Below are 21109 nucleotides of genomic sequence, written 5' to 3'. Positions count from 1 at the left end.
GGGTTGGAGGGCGTGGACGAGTTGTTCGAAGGGGAGGTCTTGGTGGTTGTAGGCGGTGAGGTCGGTGGTGCGGGTGCGGTTGAGGAGTTCGCGGAAGGTGGGGTCGCCTGATGCGTCGGTGCGTAGGACGAGGGTGTTGATGAAGAAGCCGATGAGGTTGTCGAGGGCGGTGTCGGTGCGTCCGGCGATGGCGGTGCCGAGGGGGATGTCGGTGCCTGCTCCGAGTTTGTTGAGGAGTCCTGTGATGCCGGTTTGGAGGACCATGAAGAGGCTGGAGCGGGTGGTGCGGGCGAGGTTTTGGAGGTCGTTGTGGAGGCGTGGGGGGAGTTGGGTGGTGATGGGGGAGTCGGGGTCGTTTTCGTTGCCGAGGGTGTCGTGTTGCCAGAGGGCGTAGTCGGCGTATTGGACGGGGAGGGGTTGCCAGTTGGGGGTGGTGCCTTGGTTGTGTGCGGTGTAGGCGGTGGTGAGGTCTTGGGCGAGGGGTGCTTGTGACCAGCCGTCGGTGGCGATGTGGTGGATGGTGAGGTTGAGGATGTGGTCGGTGGGGGTGATTTGGAGGAGGGTGATGCGGATGGGGAGTTGGGTGGTGAGGTCGAAGCCGGTGGTGGCGAGGGTGTTGAGGTCGTCTTCGAGGGTGGTTTCGGTGGTGGTTTGGGTGGTGTAGGGGAGTGTGGTGTGGGTGGTGGGGGTGATGTGTTGCCAGGGTTGGCCGTCGTGGTCGGGGTAGGTGGTGCGCAGTGTTTCGTGGCGGTGGAGGATGTCGCGGAGTGCGTGGCGCAGTGCGGTGTGGTTGAGGGGTCCGGTGAGTCGGACGGTGAGGGGGATGTTGTAGGTGGCGCCGGGGCCTTCCATGCGGTTGAGGAACCACAGGCGGCGTTGTGCGAAGGACAGGGGTATTTGTTCGGGGCGTTCCATGGGCTGGATCGCCGAACGTCCGTCGTCCACGCTGCCCGAGACCCGCTCCGCCAACGCCGCCACCGTCTGCGCATCGAAGATGTCGCGGAAGGGCAGCTCGATGCTGAAGGTCGAACGCACCCGGCTCACCAACTTGGTCGCCAGCAGTGAGTGACCGCCCAGGTCGAAGAAGCTGTCGTCGATGTTGTTGACGTGCTTGCCGAGCAGCTCGGAGAAGAGGTCGCAGAGCGTCTGCTCGATGTCGTTGCGCGGCGGACGCACCGCCTCGCGACGCGGCTCGGGAAGCTCCGCGTGGTCGATGCCGCCGTCCTCCAGCCGCGGGAAGGCGGCCAGCGAGACGTAGTGCGCGGGCACCGTGTAGTCCGGCAGCTCCTGCGCCAGATAGGTGCGCAGGGCCTCCGCCTCCGCGGGCGCGTCCGGGTCGATGGGCGTGTGGTACGCCACCAGCACGACCTCGCCGGACGGACTCGGGCGGGTGGTCACCAGCGCGACGTCCACACCCCGGTGCAGGGTGAGCACCCGCTCGACCTCGGCCGGCTCGACGTGCCGTCCGCCGATGGTGATGCGGTCGTCGGTGCGGCCGATCAGCTCGACCGTGCCGACACGGGTGATGCGGGCGAGGTCGCCGGTGCGGTAGAGGCGGGAGCCCGCGGGTCCGTAGGGGTCGGCGACGAAGCGCTCGGCGGTGAGGGCGGGTCGGCCGAGGTAGCCGTGCGCCAGCCCGGCGCCGCCGAGGTAGAGCTCACCGGCGCTGCCCGTGGGCATCGGGGAGAGCTGCGAGTCGAGTACGTACGCACGGGTGTTGCGGATCAGCCGGCCGGCGGCGGGGTACGCGCCCTCGGCGTCGCGGGCGTCCCGGGCGAGCGAGTCGAACGACGCCTCGGTTGCTCCGTACAGCAGGTGGATCTCGGCGTGCGGCAGCAGCTCCCGCAGCTCGTCCGCGGGCACGGTGGCCAGCGGCTCGCCGCTCAGGAAGACCCGGCGCAGCCCCGCGTACGTGTCCGCGCCGGCCTCGGCGAGGAACTCGCGCAGCAGCGAGGGTGCGAAGTGCAGGCAGGTGACCTCGGTGTGCTCGATCAGCGCGGCCAGTCGGGCCGGGTCGCGGTGGCTGCCCGGCTCGGCCACGATCTGGACGGCGCCGGCGACCAGCGGTGAGAGCAACTCCCAGACGGAGACGTCGAGATCGGCGGGCGCCTTGTACAACACCCGGTCCTCGGCGCCGAGTTCGTGGTTGTCGCGCATCCAGCGCAGCCGGTTGGCGATGCCGCGGTGCGGCACCAGGACGCCCTTGGGCCGACCCGCGGAACCGGAGGGGTGCAGCAGGTACGCCGGCGAGTCGGGCAGCGGCGCGGGGAACGCCGTGGGGTCGGCAGGGAGCACCGCCAGCTCGTGGGCGGTCTCCGCGTCGTCCAGCACGACGACCGGTGCGTCCGTCTCGGGAAGTGTGGCGTGCACGTTGCGGGTGGTGAGCACCGCGACGGGGGCGGTGTCGTCCAGCAGACGGGCGATCCGTCCGGCCGGGTGGTCCGTCTCCAGCGGCAGGCACACCGCGCCGGCGCGCAGCACCGCCAGATGCGCCACGGTGTGCGCGGCGGAGCGGGGCACGGCGATGGCGACGGTGTCGCCGTGCTGGACCCCGTGGGCGGTGAGGTGGGTGGCCAGGCGGGTGGAGCGTGCGTCCAGCTCGGCGTAGGTCAGATGCGCGTCGGCCGCGACGATCGCGGTGCGCGCGGGGGTGCGTGCGGCCTGCTCCGCGAAGAGCCCGGCCACCGTGTCCAGTGCCTCGTCGTCCGTACCGGCCGCGTCCTGCGCACCGGAGCCTCCGGCCGTCAACTGCTGCCACTCGTCCGGTTCGAGCAGGTCGAACTGGCTGATCGGCATCTCCGGGTCCGCCACCGCGAGCGAGAGCAGTCGGCCCAGCCGACGCGTCAATCGCTCAACCGTCTCCTCGTCGAAGAGGTCGGTGGCGTACTCCACCGTCACCTCGATACCGGCCGGCTGTCCGTCCTCGCCCTTCTCCTCGATGAAGTTGAAGCCGAGGTCGAATTTGGCGGCGCCGGTTTGGGTGTTGAGGGGTTGGGCGGTGAGGTCGGTGGTGCGGGTGCGGTTGAGGAGTTCGCGGAAGGTGGGGTCGCCTGATGCGTCGGTGCGTAGGACGAGGGTGTTGATGAAGAAGCCGATGAGGTTGTCGAGGGCGGTGTCGGTGCGTCCGGCGATGGCGGTGCCGAGGGGGATGTCGGTGCCTGCTCCGAGTTTGTTGAGGAGTCCTGTGATGCCGGTTTGGAGGACCATGAAGAGGCTGGAGCGGGTGGTGCGGGCGAGGTTTTGGAGGTCGTTGTGGAGGCGTGGGGGGAGTTGGGTGGTGATGGGGGAGTCGGGGTCGTTTTCGTTGCCGAGGGTGTCGTGTTGCCAGAGGGCGTAGTCGGCGTATTGGACGGGGAGGGGTTGCCAGTTGGGGGTGGTGCCTTGGTTGTGTGCGGTGTAGGCGGTGGTGAGGTCTTGGGCGAGGGGTGCTTGTGACCAGCCGTCGGTGGCGATGTGGTGGATGGTGAGGTTGAGGATGTGGTCGGTGGGGGTGATTTGGAGGAGGGTGATGCGGATGGGGAGTTGGGTGGTGAGGTCGAAGCCGGTGGTGGCGAGGGTGTTGAGGTCGTCTTCGAGGGTGGTTTCGGTGGTGGTTTGGGTGGTGTAGGGGAGTGTGGTGTGGGTGGTGGGGGTGATGTGTTGCCAGGGTTGGCCGTCGTGGTCGGGGTAGGTGGTGCGCAGTGTTTCGTGGCGGTGGAGGATGTCGCGGAGTGCGTGGCGCAGTGCGGTGTGGTTGAGGGGTCCGGTGAGTCGGACGGTGAGGGGGATGTTGTAGGTGGCGCCGGGGCCTTCCATGCGGTTGAGGAACCACAGGCGGCGTTGTGCGAAGGACAGGGGTATTTGTTCGGGGCGTTCCATGGGCTGGATCGCCGAACGTCCGTCGTCCACGCTGCCCGAGACCCGCTCCGCCAACGCCGCCACCGTCTGCGCATCGAAGAGCGCACGCACCGGAAGCTCGATCTCGAAGACGCTCCTGATCCGGCTCACCAGCTTGGTGGCCATCAGCGAGTGGCCGCCCAGGTCGAAGAAGTTGTCGTCGATGGAGACGGAGGCCACCCCGAGCGCCTCGGCGAACAGCCCGCAGAGCACCTCTTCGTGCGGGGTCCGCGCGGCCCGGCCGCCACCGGGAGCTGCGGTCAGGTCGGAGACGGACGAGCCGGAGGCCGCGACCGAATCGGCCGCGGCGACCGTCCAGCCCTCGGGCAGCTCCACCGCTGCGGCTGCCTCCTCGGCCTGCGCGCCGTCGTCGGTGGCGATCCGTGCCAGCAGCTGCTCCAGACCGCCGAGCAGCGCGCCCGCGGTCTCCTCGGTGAACAGGTTCTGCCGGAAGCCGAGTCGGAGCTGAAGGCGGTCACCGGGCACCACGATGAGGGTGAGCGGGTAGTGCGTGGCGTCGGAACCGGAGACACCGGTGATCGTCAGCTCGCCGAGCGACCCCTTCAGCCCCTCGTCGACCGGGTAGCTCTCGAAAGCGACCATGCTGTCGAAGAGGCCGTTGTGGCCCGCGGCCCGCTGGATGTCAGTGAGGCCCACGTAGTGGTGGTCCAGCAGCGCGGACTGCTCGTCCTGGACGCGGATCAGCAGCTCGCGCAGCGACTCGGCCGCGTCCAGCCGCATCCGCACCGGGACGGTGTTGATGAACAGGCCGACGATGCTCTCGACACCCTCGATCTCCGCCGGCCGCCCCGAGACGGTCGCGCCGAAGACCAGGTCGCGCCGGTCGGTGAGCCGGGAGAGCAGCAGGCCCCAGCCCACCTGCACCACGGTGTTGACGGTGACGCCGAGCCTGCGGGCCAGCGCGGTCAGTGCGGCGCTCTGCTCCTCGGGCAGGTCGACGGTGGTTCCGCCGGGCAGCGCCGAGACGGTGTCGGACGCCTCCGGGGCGACCTTCGTCGGGCCCGGCAGGCCCTCCAGCGCGGTGCGCCAGGCGTCGAGGGCGGCTTCCTTGTCCTGCTTGCGCAGCCACGCCAGGTACAGCTTGAACGGTGTCGCGTCCGGCAGCCCGCTCGCGTCGCCCTCGCGCTGGTAGAGCTCGAACAGCTCGCCCAGCACCAGCGGCATCGACCAGCCGTCCAGCAGGATGTGGTGGCAGCTGAACATCAGCCGCCAGTCGCGCTCGGCCAGCCGCACCACCGTGAACCGCAGCAGCGGCGGGTTGGCGAGGTCGAAGCGTACGGCCTCCTCCTCGGCGGCCAGCTCGGCCAGCCGCGACTGACGGGAGTCCTCCGCCAGTTCGGAGAGGTCGTGCACGACCACCGGGGTCTCGAACTCGCGCGGAATGACCTGGACGGGCTTGCTCAGGTTCTCCGAGAGGAAGCCGGCCCGCAGGTTGTTGCGGCGCACCAGGAGCGCGCGCACGGCCTCCCGGAAGGTGGCGATGTCGAAGGGGCCCTCGAAATCCACGGCCAGACGCACGGTGTAGACGTCCAAGGCGTCCTCGTCGTACGTGGCATGGAAGAGCATGCCTTCCTGAAGGGGCGCCAACGGAAGGATTTCTTCGAAGAGTTCGTTGCTGGTCACTGGGTCTTCCTCCACTCTGATTCCAGTACCCCGAGATCGTCGAGTTCGAGGTCGATCAGTGACAGGTCCGACGGGGAGAGTTCCGCGGAGCGCGGTGCGCTCGCGTGGTCCGCGAGCGCCTGGAGCGCCCGGAACCATCCGTCGGCGAGTTTGCGTACGTCGTCCGGGTCGAGCAGTCTGCGCGGCCAGGTCCAGTTGGCGACCAGACGCGGCCCGTTCGAGGTGTCCTCGACCAGGACATTGAGGGACAGGGCGTGTGCGGCGGGCAGTTGGGGATCGCCCCCGAGTTCGCGCAGCACGTCGCCGTCCGCGGACATGGTCCAGGCCTCGCCGGTGCCGCCCTGGGCAGCGTCGTCCTCGGCGATCGTGGTCCGGCCCAGGTAGTTGAAGCCGAACTGGGGATCGCCGAGCGCGGCCAACTGCTCGCGGGTGGCCGGGTTCAGATGGCGCAGCAGGCCGTGGCCGATGCCCTCGTCGGGCATCTCCCGCAGCGTCTCCCGCACTCGGGAGACCGCCTTGTGCAGCGCGGCGGAGTCGCTGTACACCCGGCCCCAGGAGACCGGTCCCAGATCCAGCCGCACCGGCGCCAGGCTGGTGAACCAGCCCACGGTGCGCGAGATGTCGAGCTCGAAGCCCTCCGGGATCTGCCGTCCGTGCCGCTCCACGTCCAGCAGTACGGAGGTGCCCGCGCCCAGCCCGCGCCGGCGCCGCCAGTCGGCGACCGCCAGAGTGAAGCCGGTCAGCAGCACGTCCTCCACACCGCAGCGGGCCGCGGTCGGCACCGCGGTCAGCAGACGGTCGGTGACGTTCTCCGGCAGGGTCAGCGCGAGCGCCTCCTGCGTGCTCATGGTGTCGACGTCCGGGTCCTTCGGCGCGGTGGTCACCAGCGGGTCCTCGTCCGCCAACTGCTCGGTCCACCAGTCCAGTCGGCGCTCGCGTGCCGGGTCCTGCGCCAGCTCGGTCAGCCACTGCGACCAGCGGCGCCAGGAGGTGCCGACCGGCTGGAGGCCGGCGTCCCGGGACTCCAGCGCCGCCAGCCAGGCGGCGGCCAGGTCGGGTACGAGAATCCGCCAGGAGACTCCGTCGACCGCCAGGTGGTGGCCGATCACCAGCAGCCTGCCGGGTGTGCCCGGGCCGGCGTCGAACCAGACCGCGCGCACCATCGCGCCCTCGGTCGGCGACAGCGAGGCCACCGCCTCCTGGGCGTGCATGGCCACGGTCGCCCGGACCTTGTCCCGGTCCGCCCCGGCGATGTCGACGCGGGTGACACATTCGGCGGCGTCCACCGCGCCGCGCGGGCGCACCTCGTAGGACCACTCGCCGTCGGCCGCGGACAGCTTCAGCCGCAGCGCGTCGTGGTGGTCCAGCACGGTCCCCAGCGCGGTGGTGAGCGACTCCAGGTCGACCCGGTCGGGCACCTGGAGCAGTACCGACTGGTGGAACCGGTCCATGCTGCCGCCCAGTTCGCGCAGCCAGTGCGTCATCGGGGTCAGCGGCACCTCGCCGATACCGGCGTCCGGGTCCTCCGGGGCCACCTCCTCCTCGGCACGGGCGATCCGCGCGAGAGCGGCGGCCGACTTGTGCTCGAAGACGTCCCTGGGGCTGATCACCAGACCGCCCCTGCGGACCTGGCTGACCAGCTTGATCGAGACGATGCTGTCGCCGCCGAGCTCGAAGAAGTTGTCGTCCACGCCCACCTCGGGCAGGCCCAGCACCTCCCGGAACGCCTCGGCGATGACCCGCTCGGCGTCCGTGGTCGGCTCCTTGGCGTCCTCGCGCACCGGCAACCGCGGGGCGGGCAGGGCCGCTTGGTCCAGCTTGCCGTTGACGGTCAGCGGCAGGGCGTCCAGTACGACCCAGACCTGCGGAACCATGTACTCCGGCAGTCGCCCGGCCGCCTCCGCGCGCACCGGCTCCAGCGCGGCGTCGGTGTCGGTATTGGTGCCGGCATCCGCACCGGTGCCGGAGAGCACCAGATAGCCGACCAGCTGCTTGACGCCGGGCCGGTCCTCGCGGATCACCACGGCGGCGCCCTCGACGCCCGCGCAGCCCGCGATCTGGGACTCGATCTCGCCCAGCTCGATGCGGAAGCCGCGCAGCTTGACCTGGTTGTCCCGGCGGCCGACGAACTCCAGCTCGCCGTCCGCCCGGCGCCGCACCACGTCGCCGGTGCGGTACAGCCGGGTGCCGGCCGGGCCGAACGGGTCGGCGACGAACCGCTCGGCGGTCAGGGCCGGTTGACCGAGGTAGCCGCGCGCCAGGCCGACGCCGGCCACGTACAGCTCGCCGGCAACACCGGGCGGGCACAGGCCCATGTCGGCGTCGAGCACGTACGCCCTGGTGTTGCGGATGGGGCCGCCGATGTGCGGAACGCCGTTGCCGTCCAGCGGGCCGCTGGCGGTCGCGCAGACGGTGGTCTCGGTGGGGCCGTACGCGTTGACGAAGCGGCGTCCGCGGGACCAGCGCGCGGCCAGCTCCCGCGAGCACGCCTCGCCCGCCGTCATCAGCGTCATCGCGGGGGCGTTGCGCGCCTCCGCGCTGGAGAGCGCCGTCGGGGTGAGCACGGCGTGGGTGATGCCCTCGTCGGTCAGGAAGTCGGTCAGCGCGTCGCCGAGAACCGGGCCGTCGGACGGGGAGAGCACCAGTGCGGCGCCGTTGAGCAGCGCCATCACCGTCTCGTACAGGGCGGCGTCGAAGCTCGGGGCGGAGAACTGCCCGACCCGGCTCGCACTGTCCACCCCGAACCAACTCGCCTGCCACGCCGCGAGGTTGCCCACACCGCGGTGCGGGACCACCACGCCCTTGGGGCGGCCGGTGGACCCGGAGGTGTAGATGACGTACGCGGGGTGGTCGGCGGACAGCGGCGCCCGCCGGTCGGCGTCGGCGACCTCCGCGCCCGAGGCCCGCGCCAGTTCCTCGACGGTGCCGCGCTCGTCGAGCACCAGCGGTGCGGCGGACCCCTGCGGCAGCCGGTCGACCAGGTTGGCCAGTGTGACCACCAGGGTGGGCTCGCTGTCCGCGAGCATGTACGCGATCCGGTCCGACGGGTGGTTCGGGTCGACCGGTACGTACGCGGCGCCGGCGGTCATCACCGCGAGCAGCGAGGTGGTGAGGAAGGCCGAGCGCGGCAGTACCAGCGCGACCCGGTCCTCCGGTCCGACGCCGCGCGCGATCAGCAGCCGGGCCAGCCGGTTGGAGCGGTCGGCCAGCGTGGCGTAGTCGCGGGTCAGCCCGTCGGCGACCAGCGCCGGACGGTCCGGGAACTCCGCGGCCCGGGCGGCGAAGAGCGCAGGCACGGTGGCCTCGCCCGACCGGTCCGACGAGGCCGCGGTGTCGTTCCAGCCGGCCAGCAGCTGCGCCCGCTGCTCGCCGGAGAGGATCTCCAACTGCCGTACCGGTACGTCCGGTCGGTCGACCGCGGAGCGCAGCAGCTGGACCAGGTGGGCGACGATGCGCTCGGCGCTCTCCCGGTCGAAGAGGTCGGTGCTGTGGTTCAGGATGCCGGAGACGGAGCCGTCCGCCTCCTCGGCGAAGGTCAGCTCCAGATCCACCTTGGCGACCGGCAGCAGCATCTCCTGCGCGGTGACCCGCAGTCCGGGCAGCTCGATCTCGCCGCCGTCGTTGTTCTGGTAGGCCAGCAGCACCTGGAAGAGCGGGTTGTGCGAGAGCGAGCGGTCACTGGTGACGACGTCCACCAGCCGCTCGAACGGCAGGTCCTGGTGCGAGTACGCCTCCAGCGCGGTGGTGCGCGCCCGGCGCAGCACCTCGGTGAAGTCGGGGTCGCCGGACACGTCGGTGCGCAGCACCAGGGTGTTGACGAAGAAGCCGACCAGCTCGTCGGTGGCCACATCGGTGCGGCCGGCGACCGGCGTGCCGATCGGGATGTCCTTGCCCGCGCCCAGCCGCGACAGCAGCGTGGCCAGCGCGGCCTGGAAGACCATGAACGGCGTGGTGTCGGTGCTCGCCGCCAGGGCGTGCAGCCGCTCGGCCAGTTCGGTCTCGATGCGGATCGGCACCGCGCCGCCGCGGTGGGTGGCCACCGGCAGCCGCGGCCGGTCGGCCGGCAGCTCCAACTCGCTGGGCGAACCGGTGAGTTGGTTCTGCCAGAACCTCAACTGCTCGGCGGCCAGGCTGTTCTCGTCCTGCTCGTCGCCCAGCAGCTCGTGCTGCCAGAGGGTGTAGTCGGCGTACTGCACCGCCAGCGGCTCCCAGGCGGGGGCCGATCCCTCCAGCCGGGCCCGGTACGCCTGACTGAGGTCCCGGGCCAGCGGCGCCTGCGACCAGCCGTCTCCGGCGATGTGGTGCACCACGACGCAGAGCACGTGCTCGTCCTCGGCGAGCCTGAACAGCTGTGCTCGCAGCGGGAGTTCGACGGCGAGGTCGAAACCCGTCGTGCCCGCCGCGTCCAGCGCGGCGGGCAGTGACTCCTCGGAGACCTCCACGGTCTCCACCGGTGTCCCGGCCTCCTCGACCGGAACGATCTGCTGCCAGGGCTCGCCGTCGGCGTCCGGGAAGACGGTGCGCAGCGACTCGTGCCGCGCCACCACGTCACCCAGCGCGGCGATCAGCGCCGCGGAGTCCAGGGTGCCGGAGAGCCGGACGGCGAAGGGGATGTTGTACGTCGCGCTCGGCCCCTCCATCCGGTTGAGGAACCAGAGCCTGCGCTGGGCGAAGGAGAGCGGCACCTTCTCCGGCCGCTCGGCGCGCCGCAGCGGTGCGCGGAGCGCGGTGGAGGTGTCGCCCAGCTCGGTGGCCAGGGTCTCCGCGGTCGGCTTCTCGAAGACCCGGCGGATCGGCAGTTCGACGCCGAGCACCGCACGCACCCGGCCGACCAGCCGGGTGGCGAGCAGCGAGTGGCCGCCCAGCTCGAAGAAGTTGTCGTTGACCGCGACCGATTCCAGGCCGAGCACCTCGGCGAACAGTCCGCACAGCAGCTCCTCGTGCGGGGTGCTCGGCTTTCTGGCCTCCTCCGTCGCGTGCTCGGGGGCCGGCAGCGCCTTCTGGTCGACCTTCCCGTTGGTGGTCAGCGGCAGGGTGTCGAGCGCGATGATCGGGCGCGGCACCATGTAGTCGGGCAGCCGGTCGCCGGCCCAGCGGCGCAGCTCCTCGGTGTCCAGCTCGGCGCCCGCCGCCGGTACGGCGTAGCCGACCAGCTGCTTGACGCCCGGACGGTCCTCGCGGACCACGACCGCGATGTGGCCGACGGCCTCGTGGGCGGCGAGAGCGGACTCGATCTCGCCCAGCTCGATGCGGAAGCCGCGCAGCTTGACCTGGTTGTCCCGGCGGCCGACGAACTCCAGCTCGCCGTCCGAGCGCCAGCGCACCACGTCGCCGGTGCGGTAGAGCCGGGTGCCGGGGGCGCCGAAGGGGTTGGCCACGAAGCGGTCGGCGGTCAGATCCGAGCGGCCGACGTAGCCCCGCGCCAACCCGACGCCTGCCACGTACAGTTCACCGGCCACGCCGATCGGGCACAGCCGCAGCCGGCTGTCGAGCACGTAGACCTGCTTGCCGTCCAGCGGGCCGCCGATCGGCACCGGCTCGGTCACCGCGCCGCCCGGACGCAGCGCGTACGCGGCGGCCATGACGGTGACCTCGGTGGGGCCGTAGGCGTTGACCACGGTCAGGTCGGGGCAGGCCGCCAGGGTCTGGCGCACCGAGGCGGTCGGCAGCGCCTCGCCGCCGGTCCACACCTCGCGCAGGGTGCGGAAGACCTCGGGGGACTCGGCCGCGATCAGCCGGAAGAGGCCGGTGGTGAAGAGGGTCGCGGTGATCCGGTGCTCGGTCAGGACGCGGGCGATGGTGGCCACGTCCAGATCACCGGGCGGGCCCACCACCAGCGTTCCGCCGTTGAGCAGCGGAATCCACATCTGGTACGTCGAGGCGTCGAAGGCGTGCGCGGACTGGAGCAGCACCCGCTCCTGCGCCCCGCCCGCGAACAGCCCGTCCGCAGCCAGGTCGTTGATGCCCCGGTGGGTGACCGCGACGCCCTTGGGGCGGCCGGTCGAACCGGAGGTGTACATGATGTACGCGACCCGGTCCGGGCCGGTGGGGACGGGCAGGCCGCCCTCGGGCACCGGGTGGTGGGAGGGGAGGTCGCCCTGTTCGAGGACGAGCGAGATCCCGCTGTCGCTGAGCACGTGCTCGCGCCGCGCCCGCGGCCAGCGGTGGTCCATCGGCACGTAGACCGCGCCGGCCCGGATCACGCCGAGCACCGCGAGCACGTACTCGGGCGAGCGGTCCATGGAGATGCCGACGGGCTCCTCCGGACGCACCCCGCGGGCCCGCAGCCAGGCGGCGATCTGCTCGACGCGCTCGCTCAACTCGCCGTAGGTGAGCGACTGTTCGCCCCAGACCAGGGCCTGCCGGTCGGGCCCCTCGGCGGTCCTGCGGGCCAGCATCTCGGGCAGGGTGTAGACCGGGGTGAGCGCGGGACTCGGGTTCCAGCCGCCGAGCAGCTTCGAGCGCTCGGCCTGGTTCAGCACCTCCACGCTGCCGGCCGGGACCCCGGGGTCCTTGACGAACGACTCGATCAGCGTGACCAGTTGGCCGCTGATCGACTCGATCTCGCCGGCCTCGAAGGCGTCCGAGCGGTAGGTGAAGCGCAGTTCGATGGAGTCGCCGGGGATCACCATGAGGGCGAGCGGGTAGTGCGCGCCGTCGGTGGAGAAGACGCCGTCGACCGTGAGCCCGCCCGGCAGGGTGAGCGCGGACGGGTCGACGGGGAAGTTCTCCAGCACGGTGAGGGTGTCGAAGAGGTCGCCGTGGCCCGCCGCGCGCTGGATCTCCGCAAGCCCCATGTACTGGTGGCCCATCAGACGCTGCTGCTCGCGCTGGACCCGCTCGCACAGGGCGATCAGCGACTCCTCGCGCCGCAGCCGCACCCGTACCGGCACCGTGTTGAGGAAGAGCCCGACCATGGTGTGCACACCGGGGATCTCCGGCGGTCGGCCGGCCAGCGTCATGCCGAAGGTGACGTCCTCGCGGTCGGTGCGCCGGCCCAGCAGCAGCCCCCACGCGGCCTGGAGCACGGTGTTGAGGGTCAGTCCGCTCTCGCGCACCTGCTGCGAGAGCCGTGCGGTGGTCTCCGGGGAGAGATGCGCGCTGATCTTGCTGGGCAGCACCGAGGCCGACCGGTCGTCGGGCATCGCGGCCAGCATGGTCGGGCCGTCCAGCTCGGCCAGCTCCTCGCGCCAGGCGCGCTCGGCCGCCGCGCCGTCCTGCTTGGAGAGCCAGCCCAGGTGGTAGCGGTACGGCGTGACCGCCGGCAGCGCCGAGGCGTCGCCCCCGGCCGCGTACAGCTCGAACAGCTCGCGCACCAGGATCGGCGCCGACCAGCCGTCCAGCAGGATGTGGTGGTTGGTGACCAGCAGCCGGTGCCGCTGCGGAGCGGTGCGCACCACGGTGAAGCGCAGCAGCGGCGGGTTGCGCAGGTCGAACCGGGCGGACCGGTCGCGCTCGGTGACCTCGCGCACCGCCGCGTCCCGTTCGCCGTCCGGCACCTCGGTCAGGTCGACGACCCGCCAGGGCAGCTCGGCCGACTTGGGGATGAACTGGAGCGGACGCTCACCCTCGTGCCGGAAACCGGCCCGCAGGTTGCCGTGCCGCTCCAGCAGCGCGCGGGCCGCCGAGTGCAGGACGGGCACGTCCAGCGGGCCGTCGATGTCCATGCCCAACTGCATGACGTAGACGTCGGGGCCGGCCTGGTCGTCGTACTGGGCGTGGAAGAGCAGGCCCTCCTGAAGGGGGGTGAGAGGCAGTACGGCTTCGAGTTCCGCGTTCTGCTTCGTACTCATTCTCAGGCGCTCCAATTCGATTCGAACTGGTCGAGTTCGTCCTGCGAGACCAGCGGAATGTCCCACTCACTGAGGTCCTTGTCGGCGCTCTCGCCGGCACTCGCGTCGACCCGGGTGGCGGCTGCCGCCAGGGCCCGGACGGTCCGGTGCGCGAACACGTCCTGCGCGGTGAACTGGAGTCCCTCCGCCCGTGCCTTGCTGACCAGTTGGATGGAGATGATGCTGTCGCCGCCCTGGCGGAAGAAGTCGTCGTCCGCCCCGACCCGGCCCAGCCCCAGCACCTCGGCGAAGAGCCTGGCGATGATCGACTCGTCCGGGGTGGAGGGCTGGAGCTCGGAGGTGGCGGCCGACGCGCTCGGAGCCGGCAGCGCCTTCTGGTCGAGCTTGCCGTTCGGAGTGATCGGCAGCGCCTCCATCAGGACGAGCGCGCTCGGCACCATGTAGTCGGGGAGGTTCTTGGCCAGAGCCTCCCGCAGCTCGGTGACCAGCTCGCCCTCCTTGCGCGCGGCCAGCGGGTCGTTGGCCCAGCGCTCGGGGGACGGACCGGGCAGGTACAGGTCGCGGTAGGCGGGCAGCTCGCCGGAGCTGTCGTGCACCGCGACGAAGACCACGTCCAGCCGGCCGTCGGTCGCCTCGCCGTTCCAGGTGACCAGCGAGCGGTAGCCGGTGGCCAGGCTCATCTCGTCGATCTCGGCCTGGTTCGGGCCCTGTCGGACCTCGAAACCGGGACCCTCGATCTCCGCGACGGCCGCGAGGTCCGAGGTGAGCCGGGCGTTGGGCAGCCCGGTGACGCGCAGCACCGACGGGCGCTCGGCGCGCAGCCGCGCGGCCACCGGCGCGAGGCCGCCGACCTCGTCCCACTCCACCGTCGGAGCGGAGGCCAGCGAGACGGGCGCGGTCGGCCGCTTGTGCACGACCACGTCGTAGCGGTAGCGGTTGAGCTCGTTCTCGTAGGTGCCGCGCTTGATCCGGATGTCCACGCCGCCGAAGCCGTCCAACCGCTCGGCCAGGCTCTCGAACAGGCCCGGGTCGACGAGGAGTTCGGTCTCCCGCTCGACGGCCCGCTCGGTGCCGAACCGCAGCGCCGCGGCGCCGTCGCCGGGGTTGGCGAGTCGGTGGATGGCCGCCCGCATGCAGTGCAGCAGCCGCAGGTCGCGGATGTCGCCGAGGAATACCGAGCCGCTCTCCCCGAGCAGGGTGAACGCCTTGCCGATGACGTCGACCAGGTACTCCACGCTCGGGAAGTACTGCGCCACCGAGTTGACGACCACCGTGTCGAACGTCCCGGTGGGCAGCCCCTCCAGTACGTGCGCGGGGCAGGCCGAGAAGCGGGTGCGCTCGGCGAGCACCGGGTCCTGCTGGGTCTGGCGGCGCAGGGTCTCGATGACCGTGCCGGACAGGTCGGTGCCCCAGTAGAGGTCCACGTGGGGTGCGACCGGGGCCATGATCAGACCCGCACCGACACCGATCTCCAGCACCCGGCGCGGCCTGAGCTCCAGAATCCGCTCGACGGTCGCCGCGCGCCAGGCGCGCATCTCCTCGTCGGGCAGCACCGAGCTGTCGTAACTGCTGTGCCAGCCGGCGAAGTTCTCGCCCAGCGGCGGGCCGTCCTCGACCGACGCGGCGCCGTACACCTCGTCGTTGATGACCTGCCACTTGTCGACCTGGTCGGTCTCCAGCGAGACGTCCCGGGAGACCTCGCCGCCCTCGGTGGGCACCACGTAGCCGACCAGTCGGCGGTCGCCGGGCCGGTCCTCGCGGATGACCACGGCAGCCGAGGCCACCTGCGCCTGCTCGTTGAGCACGCTGGTGATCTCGTCCAGCTCCACCCGGAATCCGCGCAGCTTGACCTGGTCGTCGGCGCGGCCGACGAAGTCCAGCTGCCCGTCCGGGCGCCAGCGCACCACGTCGCCGGTGCGGTACATCCGGTCGCCGGGCTCGCCGAAGGGGTTGGCGACGAAGCGCTCGGAGGTCAGCCCGGAGCGGCCGAGGTAGCCGCGGGCCAGGTTGACGCCGGAGACGTACAGCTCGCCGACGACCCCACAGGGGACCGGGCTCAGCCGCGAATCCAGCACGTACACCCGGGCGTTGGCGATCGGCACACCGATCGGCGGGGTGACCGCGCCGGAGAGCGGCTGGCTCATGGTGGCGCAGACCGTGGTCTCGGTCGGGCCGTACGCGTTGATCATGCGGCGGCCCTGCGACCAGGTGCCGACCAGATCGGCCGAGCACGCCTCGCCGGCGACCGTGAGGGTCAGGTTCGCGGGCACGGCGGCCGGGTCCAGACCGGTCAGCGCGACCGGCGGGATCGTCGCGTGCGTCACCCGGCGCTCGGTCAGGAAGCGGGCCAGCGCCTCGCCCAGCAGCAGACCCTCGCCCACCGGCAGGATCAGCGTGGCGCCGCGCAGCAGCGTGATGCTGGTCTCCGAGATCGCGGCGTCGAAGCTCGGCGCCGCGTACTGCACGACCCGGCTCCCGGGCTCGATCGCGAACCGCTCGATCTGCGCGCTCGCCAGGTTGCCGATGCCCCGGTGGGTCACGACCACGCCCTTGGGGCGGCCGGTCGAGCCCGAGGTGTAGATGACGTACGCGGCGTGCGCGATCGAGGTGGGCTCGCGGCGGTCCGCGTCGATCAGCGGCTCCGAGCGGCGGCGGGCGATGCGCGCGCTGCCGGTCTCGGAGTCGATGACCAGCCTGGGCAGTTCGGGCAGTACCTCGACCGCCAGATCGGCCACTTCGGTGCAGGTGAGCAGCATCGCGGGCCGGGCGTCCCGGGCCATGAAGGTGACCCGGTCGCGCGGGTAGCCGGGGTCGACCGGCACGAACGCCGCACCGGCGGTCACCACGGCCAGCTGCGCCACGACCAGGTCGACCGACTTGGGTATGACCAGCAGGACGCGGTCCTCCGCGCCGATGCCGCGCACCACCAGCTCGCGGGCGAGCCGGTTGACGCGGGCGCTCAGCTCCGCGTACGTCAGCTGCTCGTCGCCGGCGACCACCGCGGTCGCCTGCGGGGTGCGCTCCACCTGGGCGGTGAACAGTTCCGGCAGGGTGCCGAGAGGGGTTTCGCTCCCGGTGTCGTTCCACTCCACGAGCAGCCGGCGGCGCTCGTCGGCGTCGAGCACGTCCAGCTCGCTGAGCCTGCGCTCGGGCTGTCCGGTCGCCTGGTCCAGCAGCCGCACCAGGCGGCTGATGAGCAGTTCGACGGTGGAGCGGTCGTAGAGGTCGGTGGCGTACTCGACGGCGCAGGCCATGTGGTCCGGGGTGCCGGCGGAGCCGCTCTCCTCGTCCGGCTCCTCGCCCTGCACCTCGCGGAAGTCGAAGAGCAGGTCGAGCTTGGCGGTGTGGGTCTCGGCCGGCTCGATCCAGGCATCCAGACCGGGCAGGTCGAGGACGGGGGTCTCGTTGTTCTGGAAACCGAGGCCGATCTGGATCAGCGGGTGGCGTCCGGCCGAGCGCTCCGGGTTCACCGCCTCGACGAGCCGCTCGAACGGCAGGTCCTGGTTGGCGAACGCGGCGAGGCCGTCGGTGCGGGCCTTGCCGAGCAGATCGTCGAAGCGCGGGTCACCGCTGAGGTCGGTGCGCAGCACCAGGGTGTTGACCAGGAAGCCGACCAGGTCGTCCAGCGCCTCGTCGGTGCGGCCGGCGATGGAGATGCCCAGCGGTACGTCCTCGCCGGCGCCGAGCTTGCTCAGCAGTGCGGCCAGTGCGGTCTGCACCACCATGAACGGGCTCACGTCGTACTCGCGCGAGCAGCGCATCAGCTGCGCGTGCAGCGCGGGCGGCAGCTCGAAGCGCAGCGTCTCGCCCCGGTAGGAGGCGACGGCCGGACGCGGCCGGTCGGAGGGGAGCGTGACCTCCTCGGGCAGACCGGCCAAGTACTGCTGCCAGTGCGCGAGTTGGCCGGAGATCGCGGAGTCCGGGTCCTCCTCGTCGCCGAGGATCTCGCGCTGCCACAGGGTGTAGTCGGCGTACTGGACCGGCAGCGGCTGCCAGTCCGGCACGCTGCCGCGGCAGCGCGCGGTGTAGGAGGCCTGGAGGTCGCGGGTGAGGGGCACCAGCGACCAGCCGTCGCCGGCGATGTGGTGCACCGGCATGAGCAGCGCGTGCTCGTCGTCCGGCAGCACGAACAGGTGGGCGCGGATGGGCGCTTCGGTCGCGAGGTCGAAGCCGACGCCGGCACGTTCGGCCATGGCGACGGCCAGCTCCTCGCGGCTCACCTCGGAGGACCCCATGACCGGGGTCGCCTCGGCGGCGGAGAGGATGCGCTGGCGCGGAGTGCCGTCGCGGTCCGGGAAGACGGTGCGCAGGCTCTCGTGCCGGCCGACCACGTCGCCGATCGCTTCCTGCAGCGCTCCCCGGTCCAGCGGGCCGTTCAGCCGTACCACCAGCGGGATGTTGTACGTGCCGGAGCCGCCGTCGATCTTGTCGATGAACCACAGGCGCAGCTGGGCGAAGGAGAGCGGTATCTCCTCCGGCTTCTCCATCGGGGTCAGCGACTTGCGGGCCCGCGGCACGTTGCCGCTGCCGGCCATCCAGGAGAGCATCGCGGCCGGGGTCCGCAGCTCGAAGACCTTGCGGATCGGGACCTCGACGCCGAACGACGCCCGGATGCGGCTGACCAGCTTCGTCGCCAGCAGCGAATGGCCGCCCAGATCGAAGAAGTTGTCGTCCATGGAGACCGAGGGAGCGCCCAGGATCTCGGCGAAGAGACCGCAGAAGATCTCCTCGTCGGGGGTGCGCGGCAGCCGTCCGGTGCCGCCGGCGGCGACGTCGGGGGCGGGCAGCGCGCGGGTGTCGAGCTTGCCGTTGAGGGTCAGCGGCAGCGCGTCGATCTGTACGAACCAGGACGGCACCATGTGCTCGGGCAGCGCGGCGGCGGCGTGCTTGCGCAGCTCACCGGTGTCCAGCACGGCGGTGCCCGCCTCGGCGCCCGCGCCCTCGCTGCCGGCGACGACGTACGCCACCAGCCGCTTGTCGCCCGGGGTGTCCTCGCGGACCACACAGGCGGTGTGGAGCACGTCGGGGTGGCGCAGCACGGCGGAGTCGATCTCGCCCAGCTCGATGCGGAAGCCGCGGATCTTGACCTGGTGGTCGACCCGGCCCAGGTACTCCATGTTGGTCGTGTCGTGCGTCCAGCGCGCCAGGTCGCCGGAGCGGTACATCCGCTGGCCGGGCGGACCGAACGGGTCGGCGACGAAGCGGGTGCAGGTCAGGTCGGGGCGGCCGAAGTAGCCGTCCGCGACGCCCGGTCCGCTGACGTAGATCTCACCCAGCACGCCGGGCGGGGAGGGGCGCATCGCCGAGTCGAGGATGTAGACGCGCAGGTCGTTGAGCGCGACACCGATCATGCTGCCCGATTCGGCCGCGACCTGGGCGGCGTCGAGCATCAGCTCGGTGCTGTGCACGGTCGTCTCGGTGATGCCGTACATGTTGACCAGGCGCGGCGCGTCCTCGGCGTGCCGCTCGTACCAGGGCGCCAGCCGGCCGAACTCCAGCGCCTCGCCGCCGAACACCACGAAGCGCAGGGCGAGTTCGTCGCCGAGCTCCGGGTGCTCCTGGTCGGCCTGGATCAGCTGGGCGAACGCCGAGGGGGTCTGGTTCAGGACCGTCACCCGCTCGTGGACGAGCAGCCGCAGGAACTCCTCCGGCGCCCGGCTCACCGAGAACGGCACCACGACGAGCTTGGCGCCGTGCAGCAGCGCGCCCCAGATCTCCCAGACGGAGAAGTCGAAGGCGTAGGAGTGGAAGAGCGACCACACGTCGTCCGGGCCGAAGTCCGACCAGTGCGCGGTGGTGTCGAAGAGCCGGATGACGTTCTGGTGGGCGACCACCACACCCTTGGGCCGGCCGGTGGAGCCGGAGGTGTAGATGACGTACGCCGCCTGGTCCGGGACGATCGGGCCGCCGCGGTCCGCGTCCTCGATCGGGGACGGCGAGAGCGCCGAGAGGTCCGAGGCCGTCACCGGGTCGGCGAGCGCGATCTGCGGGATCGAGGCGTCCACGTGGGCGAGGTCGCCCTTCTCGGCGGTCACCACAGCGACGGGCTTCGCGTCGCCGAGCACGTAGGAGACCCGCTCCTCGGGGTACTCCGGGTCGATCGGCAGGTACGCCGCGCCGGTCTTCAGCGTCGCCAGCACGGCGACGGCCAGCTCGACGGTGCGCGGCAGCGCCAGCGCGACGATCTGGCCGCGGCGCACCCCGCGCTCGATCAGCAGCCGCGCCAACTGGTTGGAGCGCGCGTCGAGTTCGCGGTAGGTGAGGGACTGCCGGTCGGCACCGTCCGGGCAGAGCACGGCGGTGTTGTCCGGGTGGGCGGCCACCGCGGCGGCGAACCGCGCGGTCAGCGTGGAGCGTTCGCCCGCCTCGGCCTTGGCCGTGGCACCGCGCCACTCCACCGCAAACCGGTCCAGCAGCTCGGGTTCGACCATGTCCAGCGCGCCGACGGGGCGGTCCGGCCGCGCGGCCAGCTCGCCCATCAGCCGGGTGACCAGCCGGTGGTGCAGATCGGCGTCCTCGGTGCCGTACGCGTCCGGGTTCGCCGACATGTCCAGCCGGAAGCTGCCGTCCTCCTCGGCGACCATCACCAACGAGAAGTCGTCGTCGTGGCCGGCCGTCAGCGGGTGCAGCGAGGCGGGCACACCGGCGAAGGTGACCGGCGGCGCGACGACGTGCAGGTTGGCGCGCGGGCCGAGCAACCGGCCGTCGGCTCCCAGCAGTTTGAGGTCGCGCCGGATGTCCTCGTAGCGGTAGCGCTTGTGCCGCGTCGCGGCGCGCATCCGCTGGTGGGCGTGTTTGATCAGCTCGGCGGCCGTCATCTCCGGACGCACCTTCAGCCGTACGCCGATGACGTTGGAGACCATGCCGGGCACGGCCCTGGCGACGGTGGTGTCGCGGGCGGCGACCGAGAGCGCGAGCACCACGTCGGTGCTGCCGGTGATGCGGCTGGTGTACACGCCGAGGGCGGCCAGCATCGCCGCGGGCCAGCCGACGCCGACCGCACGGGCCGCGCCGCGGATGTCCGCGCCGGTGGCGGCCGAGACGTGCTTGCTGCCGCGCAGCAGGTGGCGGGGGAGCGCGGTGGGACGCGAACCCAGGCTCGGCACCACGGGCTTGTCGGCGAACTGCTTGGCCCAGAAGTCGCGGTCGGCGGTGAAGCTCTCGGACTCGCGGTACGCCGCCTCGTCCTCCACCAGCGCGCGCAGCGGCGGGAACGCACCCGCGGAGGTGTCCGTGCCCTCGACCAGGCCGGTGTAGACCTCGGCGAGCCGGGCGGCGACCAGGTTGGCGCCGAAGGCGTCCATCACCAGGTGGTGGAAGCGGTAGTAGAACAGCGTGAGGTCGTCGGCGACGCGCATCAGCGCGAACCGGTACAGCGGCCCCTCCAGCACGTCCAAGGGGATGTCGGCGTCCGCCCACATCCACTTCTCGGCGTGCTCGCGCGGGCTGTCCTCGTCCCTGAGGTCCAGCACGTGCAGCGGCTGCTCGGACCAGTCGGTGACCGGCTCGATGGTCTGCACCGGACCGGTGCCGTCGTCGCTGAACCGGGCGCGCAGCACCTCGGTCTCGGTCACGATCTGCCGCATCGCCTCGCTGAAGCGCTGCGGGTCGACGGCCCCGGGTATCTCCAGGTACAGCGCCGCGTGGAAGGTGGCGTTCGGTCCACTGAGGCTGTGCGCGTACCAGATTCCGGCTTGGCCGGCGGTCAGTGGCAGAACCGTGGCTGACGAGTCAGACATCTGTCCTCTGTTTCTTCGGGCCAAGCCGATCTGAGATTCCGGTCGGGTTCGGTTGAC

General features: G+C 71.5%; 3 protein-coding genes. All 3 read right to left on the bottom strand.

The features are described 5' to 3' along the window. Positions 1 to 5520: non-ribosomal peptide synthetase (locus JGS22_RS06530; RefSeq protein ID WP_216814867.1), on the bottom strand; the 5520-nt coding region annotated here is incomplete at its 3' end. Then, a complete protein-coding gene (locus JGS22_RS06525) occupies positions 5517 to 13313 on the bottom strand; it encodes a non-ribosomal peptide synthetase (protein ID WP_211040670.1) in 7797 nt (2598 codons plus the stop codon). The genes JGS22_RS06530 and JGS22_RS06525, both read right to left, overlap by 4 nt. Positions 13314 to 13315: 2 nt before the next feature. Continuing rightward, entirely contained in the window at positions 13316 to 21052 is a 7737-nt protein-coding gene (locus JGS22_RS06520; RefSeq protein WP_211040671.1) for a non-ribosomal peptide synthetase, read from the bottom strand. Positions 21053 to 21109 lie beyond the last annotated feature (57 nt).

This window comes from Streptomyces tardus (genome assembly GCF_018101125.2).
Taxonomy (GTDB): Bacteria; Actinomycetota; Actinomycetes; order Streptomycetales; family Streptomycetaceae; genus Streptomyces; species Streptomyces tardus.
Note: the sequence above shows the minus strand (reverse complement) of the source record. Positions and strands in the feature narration are given on the sequence as shown.

Bases quoted from the DNA above. Each gene is read 5' to 3' on its own strand.
- JGS22_RS06525 (WP_211040670.1), bottom strand. From the start codon at position 13,313: ATGAGTACGAAGCAGAACGCGGAACTCGAAGCCGTACTGCCTCTCACC.
- JGS22_RS06520 (WP_211040671.1), bottom strand. From the start codon at position 21,052: ATGTCTGACTCGTCAGCCACGGTTCTGCCACTGACCGCCGGCCAAGCC.